Here is a 21,499-nt window from a genome sequence, read left to right on the forward strand (position 1 = left end):
CCGTTACCGTGGCCTTCAGCGCCCCCATCCAGCGCGATGGCGGCCCGATCGACAGCGTCACCGTGCGCAAGCCCAAGGGCGGGGACCTGCGCGGCACCAAACTGACCGAATTGATGGCCGCCGATGTCGATGCCGTCGCGAAGCTGATCCCGCGCATCACCAGCCCTTCGATCCAGCATCACGAGTTCTTCGGCCTCGATGCCGATGACCTCGCCGAGCTGATCGGCACGGTGGTCGGTTTTTTTCTGAACCGGGCGCAGCGCGAGGTGCTGCAGACGATGACCGGCACCTGACCGTCGAGGCGCTGATCGCGGACATCGCCGCCGTCTTCCACTGGCCGCTGTCCGATCTCTCCAAAATGGATCTTTCCGAGCTGATCGACTGGCGCCGCCGCGCGGTCACCGCGTAGAACCGCATGCACAACCCGGAGTGAGCCCGTGGCCGACAACAAGCTGTCCCTGATCGTGTCGTTTATCGGCAACGACAAGCTGTCGGGGGCGCTCCGCAACATCATTGGCCTCGGCAAAAGCGGCGACCAGGCGCTCAAGGGCCTGGGCCGTAAGGCGGGCCGGCTGCGCGGGGCGATGAAGGACGTCGAGCGCGAACTGGCCTCCGCCACCGGCAACGTCACGCCGCTGATCGACCGCCAGCGCGATCTCGCTGCCGAGCTCGATCGCGTGAATGCCCGCATCGCCGAGCAGCGCCGGCTCAATGAACGCAGCGCGCGCACCGCCGCCATCGCCGGGCGCGGGCGCGAGCTGCGCAGCGCCGGCGCCGAGAACGTCGTCGGCGGTGTCGCCATGGCCGCGCCGCTGGTGCTGGCCGCCAAGTCCGCGATGGATTTCTCCTCGGGCATGGTCGACATCGCCCAGAAGGCCAACCTCACTGCGGCGCAGACCGACGCCATGGCACAAGGGATCCTGCGCGCGGCCGACGCTGCGCACCAGATGCCCGAGGCCATGCGCTCGGGCGTCGATGCGCTCTCGGGCTTCGGCATCGATCCGCGCGACGCCATTAAAATGATCGGCCCGATCGGCCAGCTCGGCACCGCGATGAAGGTAGACATCGCCGATGGCGCTGCCGCCGCCTCGGCCAATCTGCAGAACCTCAAGGTGGGCCTCTCAGACACCGGCAAGGCGCTCGACATCATGGCCGCCGGCGGCAACGTCGGCGCCTTCGAGGTCAAGGACATGGCCCGCTACTTCCCCAGCCTCACAGCGCAAGCGCAGGCGCTCGGGCAGTCGGGCCTCGGCGCCGTGGCGGACCTCACCGCCGCGCTCGAGATCGCGCGCCGCGGCGCGGGTACCAGCGAGGAGGCCGCGACCAACGTCGCCAACCTCCTCGCCAAGGTCAATTCGCCCACCGTGCAGAACGCCTTCAAGAAGAACTTCGGCGTCGACCTCCCCGCCGCACTCAAGGCCGCCTATGCCAAGGGCAAGACGCCGATGGAGGCGCTGGCCGAGATCACGCAGAAGGCCACCGGTGGCGACCTGTCGAAGCTGGGCCTCGTGGTCGAGGACATGCAGGCGCAATCGGCGCTGCGCACGCTGATCCTCAACATGGAGGACTATCGCAAGATCCGCAGTGATCTCGGCAAATCGAGCGGCACGGTCGAGGCCGCATTCCGCCAGCGCGAGGCGCAGGACGCGTCGATCGCATGGGAAAGCTTCAAGGGCACCGCCAGCTCGCTCGCCATCACGCTGGGCGCCACGCTTCTGCCGGCCGTCAGCCAGGTGCTGGGTCAGATCGGCGCGGGCGTCTCCGCCGTCTCGCGCTGGGCGCAGGCAAACCCGGAGTTGGCCAAGGGCATCATGACGCTGGTTACCGGCTTCATCGCCGGCAAGATCGCCTTGGGCGCGCTGCAATATGGCTTCGGCTCGATCCTCTCGACCATCGCCGGGGTGCGCAACGCCTTTGCCATGGTGCAGACCGCTTTCGCCGTGGTTGGCCCGGTGATCGCCGCGATCGGGCTGTGGCCCATCGTCATCGGCGCCGCGCTCGCTGCCATGGCTTACCTCGTCTACACCAACTGGGACCGCATCAAGGGCTGGTTCACGGCCGGGTGGCAGGCGATCCAGACCCTGCTCGGCGCCGCGCCGGGCTGGCTCAAGTCGCTGGGCGGCATGATGATGGAGGGGCTGCTCGCCATGCTCGATCCCTCGCGCCTGGTCGTGCGGCTGCTGCAGGTCGCGCGCGCCGGCGTGACCGCGTTCAAGAACTACTTCGGGATCAAGAGCCCTTCGCGCCTGATGATGGAGATGGGCGGCCACATCGCCACCGGCCTGGGGCATGGCATCGACGGCAGCGCCGCCCGCCCCATGCGCGCGATGGATCGCATGGCCGCGCGCGTCGCCGGCGCGGGCGCCCTGTCGCTCGCCAGCCCCAGCTTCGCCCCCGCCGGCGGCGCCTCGCGAACCGGCGCCGGTGGCGCGCAAGCTGCCGCCGCAGCCGCGCCCATCACCATCCATATCCACCAGCAACCCGGCGAGAGCGCCGAGGCGCTGGCCGATCGCGTCATGCGCCTGCTCGAACGGCGCGACGATCGCCGCGCCAGCTACGCCGACGACTTCTGAAGGCCCCTCCCCCATGCTCTTTGCCCTCGGCATGTTTGTGTTCGACAGCCAGACCATGCTGCCCGACCGGATCGAGCGCGACCGCGCCTGGCGCCATGCGCGCGACGATCGCTTCCTCGCCCCCGCCGCCTCGCAATACGTCGGCCCCGGCGACGACAAGGTCACGATCTCTGGCGTGCTGGTCCCAGAGCTGGCCGGCAGCGCCTCGGCGATCGAGACGCTGGCCGAGATGGCCAACGAGGGCGAGGCCTACCAGCTGATGGACGGTACCGGCACCCTGCTCGGCTGCTACACCATCGAGCGCGTCGCCAACGGCGGCTCGAACCTCCTCGACACAGGCCAGGCCCGCAAGATCGACTTCGTGCTCGAGCTGATGCGGGTGGCGCCATGATCGATCCCGCCGGCACCGCGCCTTACGTCCAGCCCCGCGCCGCCTGGCGCGTCACCCTCGATGGCGAGGATCTGACCGCCACCCTCGCCCCGCGGCTGATCTCCCTGCGCCTCAGCGAGAAGCTGGGCGAGGAAGCCGACACGCTCGAGATCGTCGTCCACGACACCGACGGCCTATTCGAGCCGCCCCGCCAGGGCGCGCGCATCGCCGTCCAGCTGGGCTGGGAGCGCGGCACCGGCGTCCCGCTCGGACTGGTCGACAAGGGCAGCTTCGTGGTCGACGAACTGACCTGGAGCGGCCCGCCCGACCGCGCAACGATCACCGCGCACAGCGCCGACTTCAAGGGCAGCTACCGCACCCGCAAGACCCGCGACTGGCACGGGCAGACGCTGGGGGCGATCATAGCGCAGATCGCGGCCGGCAACGGCTTGCGGCCCGCCTGCCATCCCGATCTGGCTGGGCTTGCCGTGGCCGCCGCCGAGCAGCACAACAAGAGCGACATGCAGCTGGTGCGTGATCTGGGCCGGCACTTCGATGCGACGGCGACGGTCAAGGGCGGCACGCTGATCTTCGCGCCGCGCGGGGCTGCCACGACCGCCGGCGGCAAGGCCATGTCCAGCGTGACCATCACGCGGCAGCAGGTCAGCAGCGTGACCTGGCGCCGCGCAGCGCGCGAGAAGGCCCCGAACGGTGTCGAGGCGCAGTGGCATGATCAGGATGAGGGTAAGCGCAAGACGGTGACGGCCGGCGGCAGCAATCGGCGCCGGCTCAAGCGTGTCTATCCCGACGAGGCATCAGCTCGCGCAGCGGCAGAAGCGGAGACTGGTCGCCTCGGTAGAGCGTCTGCGACCCTGGAGCTTTCGCTGCCCTATGGTGATGCGCGCATGGTACCCGGCATGCGGGTCGAAGTCTCGGGGTTTCGGGAACACATTGACAAGGCGGATTGGCGGTCGACTGCCGTCGACCACGAGCACGGTGCGATCGGGTTTGCATGCCGCATCAGGCTAGATGCAGAAGGCGGACAGTAGCGCGGCGCTAGAGAGTGCTGGAAAATTACGCCAAAATGGGGGAATTAGTAAAACACCCCAGATAACCCAAAGATCTTTACCTTTCCGATCAGGACAGGTTCGCGCTCTGTCCTCGACCGTTGACCTAAACCGTTGATTCCGCCTAGTCGTTAACCGACTCGGGGGGGCAGGTAATGACCAGTCGCGCGTTTACGCTATTTCACTTCAGCATGATCCCGATTGTGCAGGGGACGTTGACCATGCGCCGGGATTTGGATCGGCAGGAATGGCTCCGTTACGCTCTCCAGGATGTGTTTGAATTTGAACATCGTGGGGGGTCAACGTTGCATTGGGTTCCGCAAGGAGCAGCCGATGAGTGCATGCTCGGCCTTATCCAAAAAACAAAGATACACCAGTTACATGAGCCGCCAGAAAAGGGTGGCCAAGAAATCACAAGGGAAGAGTGGCAGGGCGCCTATGTAATGATCGACCCAACACACCATGACGAGGGCCAACGTATCGCCGTTGAAAATGACGTGGTGGGTAAGCCCAATGCTCTATTAAAGTCACTTGCTCAACACCTAAACCTTCGTGAAGATGCTCCGTACCAAATCGAAATCGAGCCTATCTGGGATGCTTCACGGTTCTGGGCTTTTTCGAATGCTCATAACAACATGATGCAAAAAATTGAGTTTGACTTCGTCGTTCCCAACATGTGGTCGACTGAAACCGATCTGGATCACGATCTGCGCGACACCGGCGAGAAAACCGGAGCAGAGCGAGTGAGTGTCGCGTTCCGTTCGCAACACGGTGTATCCACTAATAATTCTAAGGTTCGTCAAGGTGTTAAGTACGCTGAACGTGGTGCCGGAACATTGTCCGCACGAGCGATGGATGGAACTCCTTTCCGCTCGACAAAGACGATGCTTATTTCTAAGATTCCTGCGGTGAAAGCCGGGGCCGAGGCCATGGCAGCCTACTTCGCCGGGTTGAAAAGGACCATTTTGCAACGTGGCAAAGGCTCTGCCCTGGACGATCCTGGCAGCGATTTTGGCGAGCCTGATAACGGTTAGCTATTTATGCCCGGACATTCTCGATGATCACAATAAATTCTTGGCTGATTTCGTCGGGAGTGACCTTCTCAGCGTCCTAGGATTTATCGTGGCTGTGACGTTAGCGTCGGCTGCAAGTGTACATTTTGAATTAAATAGGCTGGAGGATGCAACCGGCCTCCCTTTCAAAAGAACGCGCAAATCTTTGAAATATTCAGCTTATTCGTTAATTATAATATTCGCGATAGCTACATTAATTGTTATAGCAAAACCTGCCATGCAACAGAGTTCGTTTAATGAAGCAGCTTTTAATTCCATTGCAATATGCACTATTTTATTTAATCTGTCAGTGATGATGGATTTAACTAGAACAATATTTAAAATTCCTTCGTTGCGGAAAATTAATAACCAAACTGATGAGTAGAATATTGTTCTGACATCAGCCGCGCCAATAATGCACGAGTTCAAAGTAACTTGGGATAAAGCTTCTTCAGCAAATTAGCCGCGCGCGCATCTATTCCGGGTTCTATTCCATATGCCTTGCATACTGAATGCAATTCGCTAATCGCCTGCTCTTTCTGCGAATTGGACAATGCGCTATCGAGATCTACCCTAACAACGTCCAAATCACTCCCTAGGCTCATAATTTGTACATCTTTTACAAACCAGATTGACTTTATAGTATTGATAAAAGATTTTTCGACATTTTCTAGGGTAAAGAAAAAACTATCGTCTTTGAATATATCCCAATTCGAAATATCTAAATCATCCCGACTTCGATAGAACGACCTTGCCGGCATTCTATTTCTCTTATACAAATTCGACACCTTATCATCAATTTCGTTTAGACGATCTAAAACAGCCTTGTCGAACGACACCTCTCGAACCTCTGGTTGAATAACATCGACAACCACCGCGCCGAGAAATGGCTTATAATTCCCTTCCTGCGCATGCTGATAAATTTCAACCAACTCCGATTCAATGATGGAAAAGAAATTTTCCATGTCGATTATATTTAAGTCGTCGGGATATTTGCGAACTTCAAAATCCCTAATATCAAACGGGATAATCGAATTTTCATTCGCCACAACGATTGTTGGCTTTTTAGTGGCCAAGCGGAGCCCTAGTTCCAACATAACGTTTGGATTCAAATCGGAAATGTCGGCTATGACCATTTCCATATTAAAAATATTTGAGATTATTCTTTCTGAAATGCGGTCTTGGGACGAGTTCTTCCACACATCTGCTGGTATAAAACCCGCTTGCCTTACCACCCGATGAAGCAAATCTCGTACTCGACGCCAATATGCTTCAGAATGATTTGTAGTTTGTGAAATTGGCATGATTATGCCGCATTTGGCAGTTGCTATTCCAGATGTTTCAACATCTTGCGTCTGACTATTAGCCATCTCACTGATCTCTCGAATGATTGATGTAATCTACGCTTTGCGGAAAAAGGCTACAACGCGGCCGAGGACGTGCAATTCGCCATCGTATGCCGTGATCGGTGTGATGGCGGGATTGTCGGAGAGCAGCAGCCAGCCGCCGTCGTTGGTGGGGCGCAGGCGCTTTACCGAGCCGAACCCGCAATAGCTGACGGCCCAGATCTGGTCGGTCAGGCGTGGGGCGTTCTGGGTTGTGTCGATGAGCAGGAGGTCGTTGTCGTGTAGGGTCGGCGTCATGCTGTCGCCGGAGCCTTTGGCGATCAGCAGCTGCTCGGCGGGCGCGCGGGTATATAGGTCGAGCCATTCGCGGGGGAACAGGCGCTGGACCTCACCGACGGGCTGATCGAGGTACGAGGCGCCCATACCGATTGCCAGGTCGACCTCCCTGACGGCGACCATTCCCATTTCTTCGGCGACCACAGAAGCGGACGGCACTACCACCTGGCGCTGATCCATTTCGCTGGACTCGCCAACCAGATACTCGGGGGCCACGCCCAGCGCACGGGATAGCTCGAAGATATGAGCGGATTGGCGGGCTTCACCCCGCACCAGTTTGCCGATCATTGAAGAGCTTAAGCCAGCCCGGCGAGCCAGCTCGGATTGGCTCACGCTGGCAGCTGTCATTGCAGCGCGAAGTCGGTCAGGCTGTATCACTAGACCAACCTACAACTAAGGTTGCAACTCGCGAAGGTTCAATATGGTGGTTGACTGCCACCATAGTAGCGAGCATATGGCAACCATGGTTGCAAAGCTGACACCCTTCGAAGCATTGGAGGCTGCTATCGCAGCGGCAGGCTCTCAGTCTGAGCTGGCTCGGCGCTGTGGCGTATCGACCACGGCTGTATGGAAGTGGGCGCAGTCTTCGAAACGCCTTCCCGCCGAGCATGTCCTCACCGTTGAAGCAGCCACCGGCATTCCCCGTCACGTCCTGCGCCCCGACATCTACCCGGCAGACCTCGGCCCTTCGCCGCTCTGGACGGGTGTAGATCGCGGCGCGCATCGCGTCTCTTTCAATGGGTGCAGCACTTTGCAGGGGCGCGCAGCATGACCAAACGTCGCGATCCTCTCACCTTCCACCGCGCGCTCACGGTCATTGCCGGGCGCATCGGGTGGGACAAGTGCGCCATGATCGTCGGGCGCAGCGAGCGCCTGGTGCGCATGTGGTCCGATCCCGAGGCCGACAGCGAGATCTCGATCATCGACGCGCTGCGGCTCGACCAGGCGTTCATGGCCGCCGGCGGCGATCATGGCCCGCTACACCGCGTCTATAGCTTCCAGATCGAGCTGGAGGCGAACACCACCGATGTCGACATGACCCGCGCCGCCGCGGTCGCCGCCAAGGAAAGCGGCGAGGCCGTCGCCGCGCTGATCGATGCCGCGCTCAACCCCGGCAACCCGGAGGCTCTGCGCCGCGCGCGGCAGGAAGGCGAGGAGGCGCTGGCCGCGCTCACTGATGGTCTGGCCGCGCTCGGCCGCGTCGAGAGCGAGGCGCGTTGACCGTGGCCTCAGCCCCTGTCCCCTTCCCCGATTTTGACGACAAGATCGAGCGCGCCGGGCGCCTGCGTTGCCCGCACTGTAATTCGGTCGCGCGCTGTCGCACGAGCCGGCTCATCATGCCGACGCACCGCGACATCTACTACCGCTGCATCAACCTGTTCTGCGGCCACACCTGGAAGGCCGTGGAAAGCTACGAATACGGCATCGTGCCCAGCGCCATCCCCAACCCGCGCGTGACGCTGCCGCTGCGCACCGTCACGCGGCAGGACGCGATGGAGATCATGCGCCCGCGCGATGCCGCCCAGCCCGAACTGTTCGACGGCGCCAGCCCGCCCGAACTGCCCGGCTGAGCCGACCCTTCCAGACCGCCGCCCATTCCTGACTTCCCCGCCGCCGGGCCCGTTTCCGGCGACGGGTGCCCTTTGCCCGAAAGGATCGCCCGATGCGTCTTTCCGCCCCTGTCACCCTCGTCTGCGAATGCAGCACCGAGTTTCGTTCGGCCGATGGCCACATTCCCGCAGGCTGGACCACGCGCCACGGCAAATGCTGGTGCGCCGACTGCACCAGGGCCGGCATCCCCGTGCGCCAGCTGCTCCACGGCGGCACGCGCCAGCGCCGGAGGGCCGCCTGATGCCCCCGCGCCCCGCCCCTGCCCACTTCCCTTATGCCCATGGCTCGCTCGCGCAGAACGACACCCGCGACCCGCGCGCCTGGCACCTCGCCAACAAGGCCAAGTTCGATGCGTTGTACCCGATCCCGGACGAGCGCACCGGCCGCTGCGTCCACCCCAAGGACCGCGCCGCCGGCCTCGCCGCCGCGCGCCAGTGGCGCATCGACAACAAGGCGCGCTTCGATGCGCTTTACGGTCCGGAGAGCCGCGATGATGCGTGACCGCTCGACCGCCACGCAGAAGTGGCTGCTCGCCGCCGGCGCCGCCGTCGCCAACCTGCTGGTGTTCCGCGTGATCGCCCCGCCACTGGTCATGGCCCCGTCGGACGGCGTCCAGCTCGTCGGCGTGCTGCTCATGGTGGCCACCGCCGCGATGAACGCGATCGTGCTGACCACCCTCTTCGACGAACGGAGCTGACGCCATGCCCCTGCGCTCCAACCGCGCCGCGCGCCGCATGGCCCGCGAGCACATCCGCTACCAGCACGCCACGCGCCGCCTCGCGCAGCACGCCGACACCGCAGCCGATCTGGCCGACACCTCCGGCAAGGCGGGCCTGGTCATTGCGCTGCTCGGCTTCGCCTGGATGATCGCCCGCTGCGCGCCCACCCTCCTGCCGGGACTGTTCCCATGAGCGCCGCTGCCAGCGACCAATACTTCATCCCCGTCGACCTGCCCGAAGCGCACCGCGACGCCGACGATCGCCTGCGCCTCCTGATCGAGCGCATCGAATGCCTCGAGGAAGAGAAGAAGGGCATCAGCGACGACATCCGCGACGTCTACGGCGAGATGAAGGCCGCAGGCTACGACGCCAAGTGCGTCCGCCAGATCGTGCGCCTGCGCCGCATGAAGCCCGACGATCGCCGCGAGATGGAAGCCATCCTCGACGTCTACAAGAATGCGCTGGGGATCGATTGACCCGCGCTTGACCTCGCCCACAAAGGAACTGCCCCATGGTCCGCCGCGCCGCGAACCCGATCCCGCTTGAAGCCTTCGACATCCACGTTATCGCGCGCCCCGAACGACAGCTTCGCCGTGCCGAAGTCGAAATGATCACCGGCCTGTCAGCCAGCTCGATCTATCGCCTGCTCGATGCTGGACGGTTCCCCCGCCCGCTCCGAATCACCCCGCGCTGCGTACGCTGGCTCGAATCGGAAATCGCCGAATGGCAGGCGTCACAAGTCCGAACCGGGGTATCCAGCCTGGGGAATTGAGTGGGGTATCCCCCGCATTCATCCGCACAAAAACCGCAGAAAACTAGGATTAAACATGCGCTGTCCGACAGTCACCCCTTCCGCCACCCGATCCCAGCAGATCCTGCTGCACCGGGCCATCAGTCCATCATCTTTGCCGCGTCATAGCGCATCTGCGCCTGGTGCATCGCCGGCCCATGCGTCAGCGACCACGTGTAAAGTGCCGCGAACGGCTCTCGCAGCGAGGCGCCGAGGGCGGTGATGGCATATTCGACGCCGATGGGCTGGGTGGGCAGGACTTCGCGGCTGATCAGCCCGTTCCGCTCCAACCGTTTGAGCGCATCAGCGAGTGCCTTGTGCGTGATGCCATCGAGCCGTCGCCGCAAATCGTTGAATCGTGCGGGTTGCGTGCAGAGCACGCTCAGGATCAGCACAGACCACTTGTTGGCGATTTGCTCGAGGATCGGACGCGTCGCTGCGACATCAAGCGGCAGATCGAGGGCGGCGGCGGCCATGGGTATAGAACTCCATATCTACGCTCTATCAGGTGCGTTCTTGTGACCAGATATAAACAATATACTCAAGCGTCATCATTCATGATGTGAGGACGCATGAACAGGTTCACAGGAAAAATCGTGGTCGTTATCGGCGGGTATGATGGCATCGGAGGCGCGATTGCGGAGCGCTTTGCGGTCGAAGGCGGGACTGTCTTTACGACGAGCCGCCGGGCGGTCGAAGAAGACCGAACCCATGGGGCCGGTCAATTGCGGGCACGACGCGTCGATGCGTTGGACATTACCGCCATTCAAGGCTTTTTTGAAACGGTTCAGCATGAGGCGGGACGGATCGACGGTCTCGTGATCAGCGCGGGTCTGGCAGACTACGCCACGCTTGACATGGTCGATGCAGATCACTTCGATCGGGCGTTCGGCCTCAATGTGCGTGCGCTCGTCTTCGCCGCGAAGGCCGCGAGCGCGATGATGCCGGAAGGTGGCTCGGTCGTGCTGGTCGGTTCGATTGCTGGAGAGATCGGTACCAAGGGCTACGGCGTCTATGGAGCGACCAAGGCGGCGGTGCGCGCTCTCGCCCGTACATGGGCCAACGAACTCGCTCCGCGTGGCATCCGCGTCAACGTCGTGGCGCCGGGGCCGACGGATACGGCGATGATGTCGGCCGCATCCGAAGACATCCGGGCATCTTTGCAGCAAGTCATCCCGCTCAGCCGCCTGGGACGCCCGGAGGAAATTGCGGCGGCCGCGCTATTCCTGGCGAGCGAAGACGCGAGCTTCATCACCGGGGTGGAATTGCCGGTCGACGGGGGTATGGCCCAGGTCTGAAAGACTGACGTCGAGGGCAAGGCGAAGGGATGTATGCCCCTCTCCTTGCCTTCGGCGGTAAAGACGTCATGGTTTCATGACCGCCATGTAAGTAAATGTTGCAATGCAACGCCGCCGTCTTGAAGCTGTCCGAGGCGTCCCGTATCTGCGGGCACCACGGTACAGCGAGGACTTCCATTGGCAGGCGAGCGTTTCGGTCTGCGGCATGCGGCCGCTTGGCTTGGCGAGATAGTCGGGCCCGACAAGGGCTACGTCAACGTCGGCATCGTCTATACGTTGGCGATCACGCTGCTTTCGCTGGCAACGCCGATCTCGGTGCAGCTGCTGATCAACTCGGTGGCGCGAACGGCACTGGCGGCGCCGCTGTGGATCCTCTCGGGGGTGTTGCTGGTCCTGCTGCTGCTGGTCGCGTGCCTCAGCGCGCTGCGGCTCTACCTGCTGACCATGTTCGAGCGCCGCATCTTTGCGCGCGTGGTGGCCGAGGTTACGGTTCGCGCGGTTCATGCCCAGAACCCGTTCTTCGCCGACGAGAGCCGGGGCAGCCTGTTCAACCGCTTCTTTGACATGGTCATCGTCCAGAAGTCGGTGCCGAGCCTGGTGATCGGCGCGTTCACGATCATCCTGCAGGGCGCGGTCGGCCTGGTGGTGACGAGTTTCTATCACCCGTTCTTCCTCGCCTTCAACATCGTGCTGGTCGTGGTCTGCCTGATGATCTGGATGATCTGGCGGCATGGTGCGATCACCGGCGCGATCGGCGTGTCGCATGCCAAGCATGAGGCCGCGCACTGGCTCGAAAGCGTCGGCGCCTCCAACGGCTTCTACAAGTCGGCGCGGCATCTCGATTTCGCGATGGACCGGTCCGAGGCGGTCACCGCGAACTACATCCGCGCGCATCGCCGTTTCTTCCGCTACAGCTTCGCGCAGGCCCTCGCCTATTTCCTGGTCTATGCCCTGGCGGCTGCGGCGCTGCTCGCACTTGGCGGCAATCTCATCCTCGCCGGCGAGCTGTCGATCGGGCAACTGGTCGCAGCCGAGCTGATCCTGTCAGGCGTGTTCTACGGCATTGCCCAGCTCGGCTGGTATCTCGACACCTTCTACGATCTCGTCGCAAGCTCCGAGGAACTCTCGCAAATCTTCGCGATCCCGCAGGAACAGGCGGGCCGCAACGGACAGGCCCCGCCCGACGGCGCCTTGCGCTTCCGCCAGGTCGAGCTGGATGGTGCGCGCTTCGATTTCGCGGTGAGCAGCGGCGAGCAGGCCGTCGTCGTGGCCGAGCCCGGGATCGAGAACCAGATCGCTCTGCTGCTCAAGCGGCACGTGCATCCCGATCGCGGGCTCCTGACCATCGGTGGCAGCGATCTTGGCAGCTTCGACATGTATTTGCTGCGCTCGGCGGTCATGGTGCTCAACCGGCCGACGATCGTCGATGTCACCATTCGCGAATACCTGACCATGGCCGCCGGCAGTGATGGCGACGGCAGCATGATCCTCAAAGTGCTCGACACCGTCGGACTGGCCAACCGTATCGCCAGCCTGCCCAAGGGCATCGACACGACGCTGGCGAGCTCGGGCTCGCCGCTGTCGATCCTTGAGGTCATGCAGCTCAAGCTCGCCAGTGCCCTGATCAGCCGGCCCAAGGTGCTGCTGCTTTCGCAACTCTATGACATGATGCCCACCGGGCCGCTCTATGCCACGCTGCGCATGTTGCGCGGACATGGTACCACCGTGTTGCTGTTCACCGGCCGCCCCGAGGCGCTCGATGGCGACAGCTACGTGTGGCTGGGCATGGATGATCAGCACCGCTTCGCCGACCAGGCGGCGCTGGCCCGGTTCCTGGGTGAGACGGAGGCCCGGTCGTGACCATCAACGCCAGCCAATTGACCCATTTCCGCTCGCTCGCCAGCCTGAACCCGCCGCGCGTGGTGATCGTCATGGCCTGGCTGATCGTCGTGGGCATCGGCGTCGCCATCGCGATCCTCTTCGTACCCTGGCGCCAGACCGCGCAGGGCGGCGGACAGGTCATCTCGCTCTCGCCCAACGACAGGCCGCAGCAGATATCCTCGCTCGTCGATGGCCGGGTGGAGCAGTTCTTCGTCCAGGACGGGCAATTCGTGAAGGCCGGCGATCCGATCGCCAAGATCGTCGACGTCGACCCAAACTTTCTCGAGCGGCTGGCCGCGGAGAAGGCCGAGGTACAGGCGCAGATCGCCGCGATCGAGCAGGCACGGGCCGTTGCCTCGATCGACGTGGGGCGGACCGGGCAGCTGTTCTCCGAAGGGCTGGCAGCACGCCGCGACTACGAGCAGACGCAGATCAAGGTCGCCGACGCCAATGCCAAGCTGGCCGAAGCGCGGGCCAAGCTCAAGCAGATCGAGACGAAGCAGGTCCGGCAATCGGCGCAGACCGTGACCTCCCCCCGCGATGGCCGGATCCAGACGCTCAACGCGGCCGCCGGCGGCGCGCTGATTTCCGCAGGCACGGTTCTGGCGACCGTGGCGCCCGAGCAGATCGAGCGGGCGGTGGAGCTTTATGTCGATGGCCGGGATATCCCGCTCGTCGACAAGGGCAGGCCCGTGCGTCTCGAGTTCGAGGGCTTCCCCGCCTTCCAGTTCAGCGGCTGGCCGGCCTTCGCGGTCGGGATCTACGACGGGCAGGTGCGCTCGGTCGATCCCACGCCGCGCACCGATGGCTTGTTCCGTGTACTGGTCGAGCCAAGGCCCGGCACCCCGGCCTGGCCCGAGCGGCGTTTCGTTCGCCAGGGCGGCAAGGTGCTCGGCTGGATCCAGGGCGACAACGTGACCGTAGGGTATGAACTCTGGCGCCAGCTGAACGATTTCCCGCTCAACTTCGGGCAGGACGCCGTCGCGCAGAAGACGCAGGAGAAGGCCGACAAGGCCGACAAAAGCTCAATCGAGAAGAAGAAGAAGTGACAATCGGGCCGGTCATGCGAGGGATGGTTGCGCTGACGGCGATGGCGCTCGGCATCGCGTCGATGTCGGCGCCGGCATTGGCGCAGGGCGTTACTGCGGTGTCGGACCCGGCCCGGCCCGTTCCCGCAGGGCCGCTGACCTTGCGCGAAGTCCTGGAATCTTCCGCCCGTTCAGGTCCGGACATCATCGCCGCGCTTGCGCGCAATCGGCAGGCAGAGGCCCGCGCGGTGACGGCGCAAGGGGCGTTCGACACGGTCTTCGCCGTGGAGGCCCGCAGCCGGGTTCTGGGGTACTACGACGGCACCGAGATCAGCGGCAAGGCCGAGCAGCCGCTGACCGACAACGGCGGCTATCTCTACGGCCAGTATCGCGCCTCGCGCGGCAATTTCCCGATCTACGAGGACAAGGCCTATACCAACGAGCTTGGCGAGCTGAAGGTCGGCGCGCTCTATTCGCTGCTGCGCGATCGCCTGATCGATGCCCGACGCTCCGAATTCCGCATGGCCGCGAACGACATCGATATTGCGCGTTTCGAGGCCAAGGCGACGCGCATCGGCGTCCAGGCGCGTGCGGTTGAGGCTTACCAGAAGTGGGTCGCGGCCGGATTGAAGCTCAAGGCTTACGCCGATCTCTTCGCGCTGGCAGGCGGTCGGACCAGCGGCATCGAGCGGCAGGTCAAGCTCGGCGCGAAGCCCCACATCCTGTTGACCGAGAACGAGGCCAACCTCGTCAAGCGGCAGGCCTATCTGGTCGAGGCGCGGCAGGACTTTCGCGCAGCTGCGGTCAAGCTGTCGCTCTATTATCGCGACGCGGCGGGGCAGCCTGTCGTGGTCGACGAAGCGCGGCTTCCCGCCGATGCGGGGGCGCTCGACGGCATCAGGACCGACACGGCCTTCAATCTGGAAGGCCGGCCCGACTTTGCGATCACGCTCGAGGAAATCGACAAGGCGACGATCAAGCTCGCGCTGGCGCGCAACGACCTGCGCCCTCGCCTCGACCTCGGCGGCGAACTGGCCAAGGATTTCGGCCCGATCGGCCCGGGCGGGCGCAGCCGCACGCCACTCGAGGCGATCGTCGGCCTGAGGTTCAAGGTCCCGCTGCAGAACCGCAAGGCCAAGGGCAAGCTTGCCGAGACGGAAGCCAAGATCGACGAACTGACGATCAAGCAACGCTTCCTCGCCGAAAAGATCCGTGCCGAAGTGACCGGCATCGGGATTGAGGTCGAGACGGCCCGCCAGCTCGTGGCAACCACCGAGCGCGAGCGCGTGCTGGCGCAGCGGCTGGCCACTGCCGAGCGCCGCCGCTTTGAGCTGGGTTCGAGCGACTTCTTCCTCGTCAACCAGCGCGAAGAGAGCGCCACGAGTGCCGAGGTCAAGCTGATCGAGGCGCGCGCGCGTGTCGCGGCAGCACGGGCCGAACTCGCCGCCGCGACGGCCGATGAGGACGCCTTCGGGCTGACCGGGTTCGCCATACCCGACTGATCCCGACGAGGTGCGGGATTTGAACAGAGCTTGCAAAAAAGCGCCGTGCGGGGCGGCATCGGCAGGGAAGGCTGCGCAAGGCGCGGAAAGCATGATTAAAGCAGGGACGACAATCTGCGGAGAATTGCATGCGCCTCGAACCCATCGCGCCCGATAGCCTGAACGACGAGCAACGTCCGCTGTACGAAAGCATGCGCGAAGGCGTTGCGGCCAAGTATCAGACCTTTGTCACCGCGCGCCCGGATGGTGCCCTCCTGGGGCCGTGGAACGCCTGGCTCCACGATCCCGCGATCGGCGAGGGCATGTGGCATCTGTCGCAGACCATGACTCGCGAGCGGCGCATTCCCGACCATGCCCGGCAGGTCGCGATCCTGGTGACCGGCGGTCGCTTCGGTGCCGGTTACGAGATCTACGCCCATGGTGCGGTCGCGATCGCGGCTCACGGCATGACCCAGGCGCGGGTCGACATGATTGCCGCCGGAACTAAGCCCGACGACCTCGACGAAGCGGAAAGCACGGCCTTCGACGTGGCCAAGGCCTTGAGCGGCGGCGGCGTGCTCGACACCGCATTGCACGACCGCGCGATCCGCGTTTTCGGTCGCGAGGGAGCGGCCGAGCTGTTTTACCTCGTGGGCTATTACTGCCTCGTCGCCGTCACCCTCAACGCGTTCGACATTCCCGTCCCCGAATGACGGCGCGCAGGTGCCCGTCGCACCTCAGGCGGCAATCGCGCGAACCAGCCTCGCCTGCGGCACTGGCACCTGCGGCCCGATACGGTCCACCGCGCGGACGAGATCGGGCACCGTGCGCATCTGCATCTTGCGCATCAGGCTGGCGCGGTGGAGTTTGACGGTGATCTCGCTGATTCCCATGTCGAAGGCGATCTGCTTGTTGAGCAAGCCACGCACCACGCCGGCCATGACCTGGCATTCGCGCGGGGTCAGCGTGGCAAAGCGATTGCGTAGGACGCAGGCCTCCTCGGCAGCGGCCCGCCGCTCTGCTGCCGTCGCCAGCGCGGCATGGACGGCCTCAAGCATGTCCTGTTCGCGATAGGGCTTGGCCAGGAAATCGACGGCACCGGTTTTCATCGCCTCGACGGCCATGCCGATGTCGCCGTGCCCGGTCACGAAGATGGTCGGAATATCGTTGCCGCGGGCGAGGAGCTGGCGATGGCATTCGAACCCGCCCATGTGCGGCATCCGCACATCGAGGACGAGGCAGGTCGGTGCGTCGGGCAGCGCGGCGTCGAGCAGGGCGCGGGCGGAATCGAAGGGCAGGACGTCGATCCCGACCGATGCCAGCAGGGCATCGAGCGCAAGGCGCTGGAGCTCGTCGTCGTCCACCACGAGGACGATCGGCCTGCTGCATCCCGCGTCTGTCTTGGTCATCGCCGCCGCTCCTTTCACCCGCGCAAGGAGACGACGTTTGCGACGAACCTTCAAGCCCCATGCGGGGTTACGCAAATGCCCCGATCAGGGGGCTTGCCTTGCGCAACGCCGCGGGTTCAGCCGTGGTCGACGCGGAACAGGTCGGGATAGAGCCGTGGCTGGGAGCGCAGGTACTGATCAGGTGCCCTCACCCGCCCGCCGAGGGCGGCGGCCGCATGCCACGGCCAATGCGGATCATAGAGGATGCCCCGTGCCAGCGCGATGAGGTCGGCATCGCCGGCGGCAAGGATCGTTTCGGCCTGGGCCGGCTCGGTGATGAGGCCAACGGCGATGACGGGGACCGACACCGCCCGCTTCACCGCCCGGGCGAACGCAACCTGGTATCCCGGGCCCACCGGAATGCGCTGCGCGGGATGGAGGCCCCCGGTCGACACGTGGATCGCGGTGCAGCCGCGCTCGGCGGCCGCCGCGGCAAAGGCGACGGTGTCCTCGATCGTCACGCCGCCTGCGACCCAATCGGTGGCGGACACGCGCAGCACGAGCGGCTTGTCTTCCGGCAGTTCGGCACGGACGGCCTCGATGACCTGCAGCGGGAAGCGGAAGCGGTTCTCACGGCTGCCGCCGAAGGCGTCGCTCCGCCGGTTCGACAGCGGCGAGAGGAACTGGTGCAGCAGATAGCCGTGAGCTGCGTGGATCTCGATCCCGTCGAGGCCGATCGCGAGGGCCCGCCGCGTCGATGCAACGAACGCGTCGCGGATGCGATCCATGCCTTCCTGCGTCAGTTCCACCGGCGCGGCATCCCCCTCGTGGAACGCGATCGCAGAGGGTGCGACGGTCTGCCAGCCTCGCGGCTGGTCGGGCGCGATCTGCGCCCCGCCCGCCCACGGCACGTCGACCGAGGCCTTGCGTCCCGCGTGCGAGAGCTGGACCAGCATCGGCACGCCGGCCAGCGCTTTGACGCGGCGCAGCACGTCGGCGGCCGCCGCTTGCGTGGCGTCGTCCCACAAACCGACGTCGCGGTCGGAAATGCGCCCCTCGGGAAGCACGGCCGTGGCCTCGATCGTGACATAGGCGGCGCCGGACAGCGCGAGCCGCGACAGATGCGCGAAATGCCAGTCCCCCATCTGTCCATCCGTGGCGGAATACTGGCACATCGGGGCGACGACGATCCGATTGGGCAGGCGCAGCGGCCCCAGATTGAACGGCTCGAACAGCATGGCCATGGGATTTGCCTCCAGGGGTCGCGGCGGGGGGAAACGGAGCAGTTACCGCGTTCGTGGCAGCGCTGCCTTCGATGGACGGTGCCGTCAACACTGTCGGCGACGAGTCACCCTTTTGGGGGGCCGATCGTTGCCTCTGCGAACGACCCAATGCCCGGCTTCCCCTCCCCGGCGCCACGGGCTAGAGCCGCCTTCATGCTACGCGTTACCGAAATCAAGCTGCCTCTCGAGCACGAACCCGATGCCATGCTGCCAGCACTTGCGGCGCGGCTGGGCGTCGATCCCGCCACGATCCTGCGCTATGCCGTCGCCAAGCGCGGCAATGACGCGCGGCGCAAGAACGCGATCCAGCTGGTCTATGCCGTCGACGTGACGCTGGCGCCCGACGTTGAACAGGATGCGCTGGCCCGTCTTGCCGGCGACGCGCACGTGCGCCCTTCCCCCGACACGAGCTATCGCTTCCCGGTCTTGGCGCCCGCCGGCTGGTCTCCGGCCGAGGGCGACCGCCCCGTCGTGATCGGCGCGGGCCCCTGCGGCCTGCTCGCAGCCCTGATCCTCGCGCAGATGGGCCTGAGGCCGATCATCGTCGAGCGTGGCAAGGCGGTGCGCGAACGGACCAAGGATACCTGGGCGCTATGGCGCAAGTCTGTCCTGACGCCGGAATCCAACGTCCAGTTCGGCGAAGGCGGCGCCGGGACCTTTTCCGATGGCAAGCTCTACAGCCGCATCAAGGACCCGCGTCATCTCGGCCGCAAGGTGCTGGTCGAATTCGTCAAGGCCGGTGCTCCCGACGACATCCTGACCGAGGCCCATCCGCATATCGGTACGTTCCGCCTCGTCACCATGGTCATGTCGATGCGCGAGACGATCGAGAAGCTTGGCGGCGAATACCGCTTCGGCACGCGGGTCGACGACTTCGAGATCGCGACGGCCGCGGACGGGGAGCGCCGCCTTGCGGCCCTGCACCTTTCCGATGGCACGCGCCTGCCGGCGCGCCACGTCATCATGGCCGTCGGTCACTCGGCGCGCGACACGTTCGAGGTGCTGTACGATCGCGGCGTGCACATCGAGGCCAAGCCCTTCGCCATAGGGGTGCGGATCGAGCATCCCCAGAACCTCATCGACGTCGCGCGCTATGGCGCCTGCGCCAAGCACCCGGCGCTCGGCCCGGCGGCCTACTCGCTGGCACACCAGTGCAGCAACGGCCGCGCGGTCTACAGCTTCTGCATGTGCCCGGGCGGCCGCGTTGTCGCGGCAGCCAGCGAACCCGGCCGCGTCGTGACCAACGGCATGAGCCAGTATTCACGCGCCGAGTTCAACGCCAATTCCGGCCTCGTGGTCGACATCACGCCCGAGCGCGATTTTCCCGGACATCCGCTGGCGGGCGTTGCCCTGCAGCGGCATTGGGAGGAGCGCGCCTTCATTGCCGGCGGATCGACCTACCAGGCGCCGGGCCAGACAGTGGGCGACTTCCTCGCCGGACGGCCGAGCACTGCGCTGGGCGCAATCACGCCATCCTATCAGCCCGGCGTCATGCCGACGAGCCTGGACGAATGTCTTCCGGACTTCGTCATTGCCGCCCTGCGCGAGGCCCTGCCCGTGTTCGGCCGCCAGATGGCCGGGTACGATCACCCCGATGTCGTGATGACCGGCGTGGAGACGCGGACGTCATCGCCGGTGCGGATCACGCGCGGCAAGGACTTCCAGAGCCTCAACACGCGGGGCCTCTACCCGGCGGGCGAAGGCGCGGGCTATGCGGGCGGCATTCTCTCGGCAGCGGTCGACGGGATCCGCGTGGCAGAGGCGCTCGCGGCAGAACTGCTGGGCTGAGAACCACCCGACTCGGAAGTGCCGTGATTCGCCGTTAACGCGTCGGTAAACGTCGGTTGCACCGCATTTCTGCGAGATTGCGATCACACACGCGGATCATGCATACCTTTGCGCAGTTCATCGCTGGTTGTGATTTAGGCCGATCACTGGCCGGCAGGATGGTTGCGCTATCATGAAACTGAAGTGATGTCGGGCACTTGCTCATTCCGGTGTCAACGGAAACCGGTTGACGAAAATTTGCGGTTGAGGTTTTTGCATCTGGAGCGGCGTGAAACGCATTTGCCGGTCGTGCCGCAGTGCGTCATTCCGAACAGGCCTTTCAGGCATCCTCTCCCAAACTTCAAAAGGGCCGACCGGTTAATTCCGCTCGGCCCCTTTTTTTCGTCTTCGCTGACCAAGGCGATGCGGGATTTTGTATGCAACACATACGATTTCCCCTATGGACCGTGATGCGTTGACAGTGCCAAACGGTACACGACGCTGCGGCATGGGACGAGCATCGCCCGCCGTGATCGCCCGACCGGGATGAAAGGGAGAGAGATGACAAAGGATCTGTCATGGCCGCGCTGATCGATGGAAAGGCAATCGCCGGCGCTTTGTCGGAGCGGACTGCCGCCACGGTGGCCGAGATCGTATCGGCCGGCGGACGCCAGCCCGGGCTCGCCGTGGTGCTGGTCGGCAACGACCCCGCCAGCGAGGTCTATGTCGGCCGCAAGATCAGCCAGTGCGCCAGGGTGGGCATCCGCTCGGTCGAGCATCGGCTGGCCGCCGATACCGCCGAGGACGTGGTTCTTGCCCTGATCGCCACGCTGAACGCTGACCCGACGATCGATGGCATCCTCGTGCAGTTGCCCCTTCCCGCACAGATCGATGCCGGCAAGGTGCTCGATGCGATCGACCCGGGCAAGGACGTCGACGGCTTTCACCCGGTCAACGTCGGCCGTCTGTCCACCGGGACCGGCGGGCTGGTGCCCTGTACCCCGCTCGGTTGCATGCTCCTGCTCGATACCGTGATCGACAGCTATCGTGGCCTCGACGCGGTCGTGATCGGCAAGTCCAACATCGTCGGCAAGCCGGTGGCCATGCTGCTGCTCGAACGTGAATGCACCGTGACGGTCACGCATATCGCCACGCAGGGCCTGCCGGACATCGTGCGCAAGGCTGACATCGTCGTGGCGGCAGCCGGTGCGCCGGAGCTGGTACGCGGCGACTGGGTCAAGCCTGGCGCGGTGGTCATCGACGTCGGGATCACACGCGTCACCGCGCCGGACGGCACGACCCGGCTGGTGGGCGATTGCGCATCGCAGGAAATGGCCCATGCGCGCGCGGTGACGCCGGTTCCGGGCGGCGTCGGACCGATGACGATCGCCTGCCTGCTGAGCAACACGGTGCAGGCGGCGCAATCGCGGAGCGCGGCGGACTGATCGAGCCGTTCGGTCGAGATACAAAAAACGGCCCGGGAGCGCTCCCGGGCCGTTTTTCGTTCAG

The 21,499-nt window shown here is 64.3% G+C and carries 28 protein-coding genes; 23 read left to right on the forward strand and 5 right to left on the reverse strand.

Annotated elements, in window-relative coordinates; all coding sequences use genetic code 11:
* From V7Q48_RS15115 to V7Q48_RS15145, 7 genes are all read left to right on the forward strand, one after another.
* Positions 1–293, forward strand: a 293-nt coding sequence (locus V7Q48_RS15115) for a phage tail assembly protein (protein WP_333839155.1), incomplete at its 5' end; no start/stop codon positions are given.
* Between the two features lie 23 nt (positions 294–316).
* Positions 317–409 carry a GpE family phage tail protein gene (locus tag V7Q48_RS15120; protein ID WP_442947150.1) on the forward strand — a complete coding sequence of 31 codons (93 nt, stop codon included), beginning with the start codon at positions 317–319 and terminating at the stop codon, positions 407–409.
* Positions 410–437: 28 nt separating this feature from the next.
* Complete coding sequence (locus V7Q48_RS15125) at positions 438–2,573, forward strand: phage tail tape measure protein (RefSeq protein ID WP_333839158.1); 2,136 nt, start codon at positions 438–440, stop codon at positions 2,571–2,573.
* 13 nt (positions 2,574–2,586) lie between these two features.
* Positions 2,587–2,964, forward strand: coding sequence for a phage tail protein (locus V7Q48_RS15130; RefSeq protein ID WP_333839161.1), 378 nt, complete (start codon positions 2,587–2,589; stop codon positions 2,962–2,964).
* Complete coding sequence (locus V7Q48_RS15135; RefSeq protein WP_333839163.1) at positions 2,961–3,992, forward strand: contractile injection system protein, VgrG/Pvc8 family; 1,032 nt, start codon at positions 2,961–2,963, stop codon at positions 3,990–3,992. The genes V7Q48_RS15130 and V7Q48_RS15135 overlap by 4 nt, the downstream gene beginning before the upstream one ends.
* Before the next feature lie 209 nt (positions 3,993–4,201).
* Positions 4,202–5,044, forward strand: coding sequence for a hypothetical protein (locus tag V7Q48_RS15140; protein ID WP_333839166.1), 843 nt, complete (start codon positions 4,202–4,204; stop codon positions 5,042–5,044).
* 40 nt (positions 5,045–5,084) lie between these two features.
* Positions 5,085–5,447, forward strand: a complete 363-nt coding sequence (locus tag V7Q48_RS15145; protein ID WP_333839168.1) for a hypothetical protein — start codon at positions 5,085–5,087, stop codon at positions 5,445–5,447.
* 40 nt (positions 5,448–5,487) lie between these two features.
* Here the strand turns inward: V7Q48_RS15145 and V7Q48_RS15150 are convergent, their stop codons facing one another.
* Together V7Q48_RS15150 and V7Q48_RS15155 are read right to left on the reverse strand one after the other, a co-directional pair.
* On the reverse strand, positions 5,488–6,432 hold the full coding sequence (locus V7Q48_RS15150) for a hypothetical protein (protein ID WP_333839171.1): 945 nt from the start codon (positions 6,430–6,432) through the stop codon (positions 5,488–5,490).
* 30 nt (positions 6,433–6,462) lie between these two features.
* Positions 6,463–7,092, reverse strand: a complete 630-nt coding sequence (locus V7Q48_RS15155; RefSeq protein WP_333839173.1) for an XRE family transcriptional regulator — start codon at positions 7,090–7,092, stop codon at positions 6,463–6,465.
* 115 nt (positions 7,093–7,207) lie between these two features.
* On the opposite strand from V7Q48_RS15155, the gene V7Q48_RS15160 reads away from it, so the two are divergent.
* The 9 genes from V7Q48_RS15160 (at position 7,208) to V7Q48_RS15200 (ending at position 9,846) form a co-directional block, all read left to right on the forward strand.
* Positions 7,208–7,516: a transcriptional regulator gene (locus tag V7Q48_RS15160; protein ID WP_333839176.1), complete on the forward strand. Its 309-nt coding sequence runs from the start codon at positions 7,208–7,210 to the stop codon at positions 7,514–7,516.
* Positions 7,513–7,965: a hypothetical protein gene (locus tag V7Q48_RS15165; RefSeq protein WP_333839179.1), complete on the forward strand. Its 453-nt coding sequence runs from the start codon at positions 7,513–7,515 to the stop codon at positions 7,963–7,965. The genes V7Q48_RS15160 and V7Q48_RS15165 overlap by 4 nt, the downstream gene beginning before the upstream one ends.
* Positions 7,966–7,967: 2 nt before the next feature.
* On the forward strand, positions 7,968–8,315 hold the full coding sequence (locus tag V7Q48_RS15170; protein WP_333839181.1) for an ogr/Delta-like zinc finger family protein: 348 nt from the start codon (positions 7,968–7,970) through the stop codon (positions 8,313–8,315).
* 92 nt (positions 8,316–8,407) lie between these two features.
* On the forward strand, positions 8,408–8,596 hold the full coding sequence (locus tag V7Q48_RS15175) for a hypothetical protein (RefSeq protein WP_333839184.1): 189 nt from the start codon (positions 8,408–8,410) through the stop codon (positions 8,594–8,596).
* Positions 8,596–8,856 (forward strand): hypothetical protein, encoded by a 261-nt coding sequence (locus V7Q48_RS15180; RefSeq protein WP_333839187.1) that lies wholly within the window; start codon positions 8,596–8,598, stop codon positions 8,854–8,856. Before V7Q48_RS15175 ends, V7Q48_RS15180 begins: the two co-directional genes overlap by 1 nt.
* Complete coding sequence (locus V7Q48_RS15185) at positions 8,846–9,052, forward strand: hypothetical protein (RefSeq protein ID WP_333839189.1); 207 nt, start codon at positions 8,846–8,848, stop codon at positions 9,050–9,052. The genes V7Q48_RS15180 and V7Q48_RS15185 overlap by 11 nt, the downstream gene beginning before the upstream one ends.
* Positions 9,053–9,056: 4 nt before the next feature.
* Positions 9,057–9,266 (forward strand): hypothetical protein, encoded by a 210-nt coding sequence (locus V7Q48_RS15190; RefSeq protein ID WP_333839192.1) that lies wholly within the window; start codon positions 9,057–9,059, stop codon positions 9,264–9,266.
* A complete protein-coding gene (locus V7Q48_RS15195; RefSeq protein ID WP_333839194.1) occupies positions 9,263–9,550 on the forward strand; it encodes a DUF2312 domain-containing protein in 288 nt (95 codons plus the stop codon). Before V7Q48_RS15190 ends, V7Q48_RS15195 begins: the two co-directional genes overlap by 4 nt.
* Positions 9,551–9,585: 35 nt before the next feature.
* Complete coding sequence (locus tag V7Q48_RS15200) at positions 9,586–9,846, forward strand: helix-turn-helix transcriptional regulator (RefSeq protein WP_333839197.1); 261 nt, start codon at positions 9,586–9,588, stop codon at positions 9,844–9,846.
* 119 nt (positions 9,847–9,965) lie between these two features.
* On the opposite strand, the gene V7Q48_RS15205 is transcribed toward V7Q48_RS15200, so the two are convergent.
* Positions 9,966–10,340 (reverse strand): winged helix-turn-helix transcriptional regulator, encoded by a 375-nt coding sequence (locus V7Q48_RS15205; protein WP_333839199.1) that lies wholly within the window; start codon positions 10,338–10,340, stop codon positions 9,966–9,968.
* Between the two features lie 96 nt (positions 10,341–10,436).
* Here V7Q48_RS15205 and V7Q48_RS15210 point away from each other — a divergent pair, with 96 nt between their 5' ends.
* From V7Q48_RS15210 to V7Q48_RS15230, 5 genes are all read left to right on the forward strand, one after another.
* Positions 10,437–11,162, forward strand: coding sequence for an SDR family NAD(P)-dependent oxidoreductase (locus V7Q48_RS15210; RefSeq protein WP_333839202.1), 726 nt, complete (start codon positions 10,437–10,439; stop codon positions 11,160–11,162).
* Between the two features lie 177 nt (positions 11,163–11,339).
* Positions 11,340–13,022, forward strand: a complete 1,683-nt coding sequence (locus tag V7Q48_RS15215) for an ABC transporter transmembrane domain-containing protein (RefSeq protein ID WP_333839205.1) — start codon at positions 11,340–11,342, stop codon at positions 13,020–13,022.
* Positions 13,019–14,092 carry an efflux RND transporter periplasmic adaptor subunit gene (locus tag V7Q48_RS15220; RefSeq protein ID WP_333839207.1) on the forward strand — a complete coding sequence of 358 codons (1,074 nt, stop codon included), beginning with the start codon at positions 13,019–13,021 and terminating at the stop codon, positions 14,090–14,092. The genes V7Q48_RS15215 and V7Q48_RS15220 overlap by 4 nt, the downstream gene beginning before the upstream one ends.
* Before the next feature lie 62 nt (positions 14,093–14,154).
* A complete protein-coding gene (locus tag V7Q48_RS15225; protein WP_333839278.1) occupies positions 14,155–15,573 on the forward strand; it encodes a TolC family protein in 1,419 nt (472 codons plus the stop codon).
* Positions 15,574–15,701: 128 nt separating this feature from the next.
* Positions 15,702–16,265, forward strand: coding sequence for a carboxymuconolactone decarboxylase family protein (locus tag V7Q48_RS15230; RefSeq protein WP_333839212.1), 564 nt, complete (start codon positions 15,702–15,704; stop codon positions 16,263–16,265).
* A 24-nt stretch (positions 16,266–16,289) separates the two neighbouring features.
* On the opposite strand, the gene V7Q48_RS15235 is transcribed toward V7Q48_RS15230, so the two are convergent.
* Together V7Q48_RS15235 and V7Q48_RS15240 are read right to left on the reverse strand one after the other, a co-directional pair.
* The gene (locus V7Q48_RS15235; RefSeq protein ID WP_333839214.1) at positions 16,290–16,961 is read right to left on the reverse strand and encodes a response regulator transcription factor; all 672 of its coding nucleotides are present in this window, start codon (positions 16,959–16,961) and stop codon (positions 16,290–16,292) included.
* A 116-nt stretch (positions 16,962–17,077) separates the two neighbouring features.
* Positions 17,078–18,184, reverse strand: a complete 1,107-nt coding sequence (locus V7Q48_RS15240) for an NADH:flavin oxidoreductase/NADH oxidase (RefSeq protein WP_333839217.1) — start codon at positions 18,182–18,184, stop codon at positions 17,078–17,080.
* Between the two features lie 192 nt (positions 18,185–18,376).
* Here V7Q48_RS15240 and V7Q48_RS15245 point away from each other — a divergent pair, with 192 nt between their 5' ends.
* Together V7Q48_RS15245 and folD are read left to right on the forward strand one after the other, a co-directional pair.
* Positions 18,377–20,011, forward strand: coding sequence for an NAD(P)/FAD-dependent oxidoreductase (locus V7Q48_RS15245; RefSeq protein ID WP_333839234.1), 1,635 nt, complete (start codon positions 18,377–18,379; stop codon positions 20,009–20,011).
* A 557-nt stretch (positions 20,012–20,568) separates the two neighbouring features.
* Positions 20,569–21,435 (forward strand): bifunctional methylenetetrahydrofolate dehydrogenase/methenyltetrahydrofolate cyclohydrolase FolD, encoded by an 867-nt coding sequence (gene folD / locus V7Q48_RS15250; RefSeq protein WP_333839236.1) that lies wholly within the window; start codon positions 20,569–20,571, stop codon positions 21,433–21,435.
* Positions 21,436–21,499: the final 64 nt, after the last annotated feature.

Origin of the sequence: Novosphingobium sp., assembly GCF_036803765.1 — a bacterium.
Classification (GTDB): Bacteria; Pseudomonadota; Alphaproteobacteria; order Sphingomonadales; family Sphingomonadaceae; genus Novosphingobium.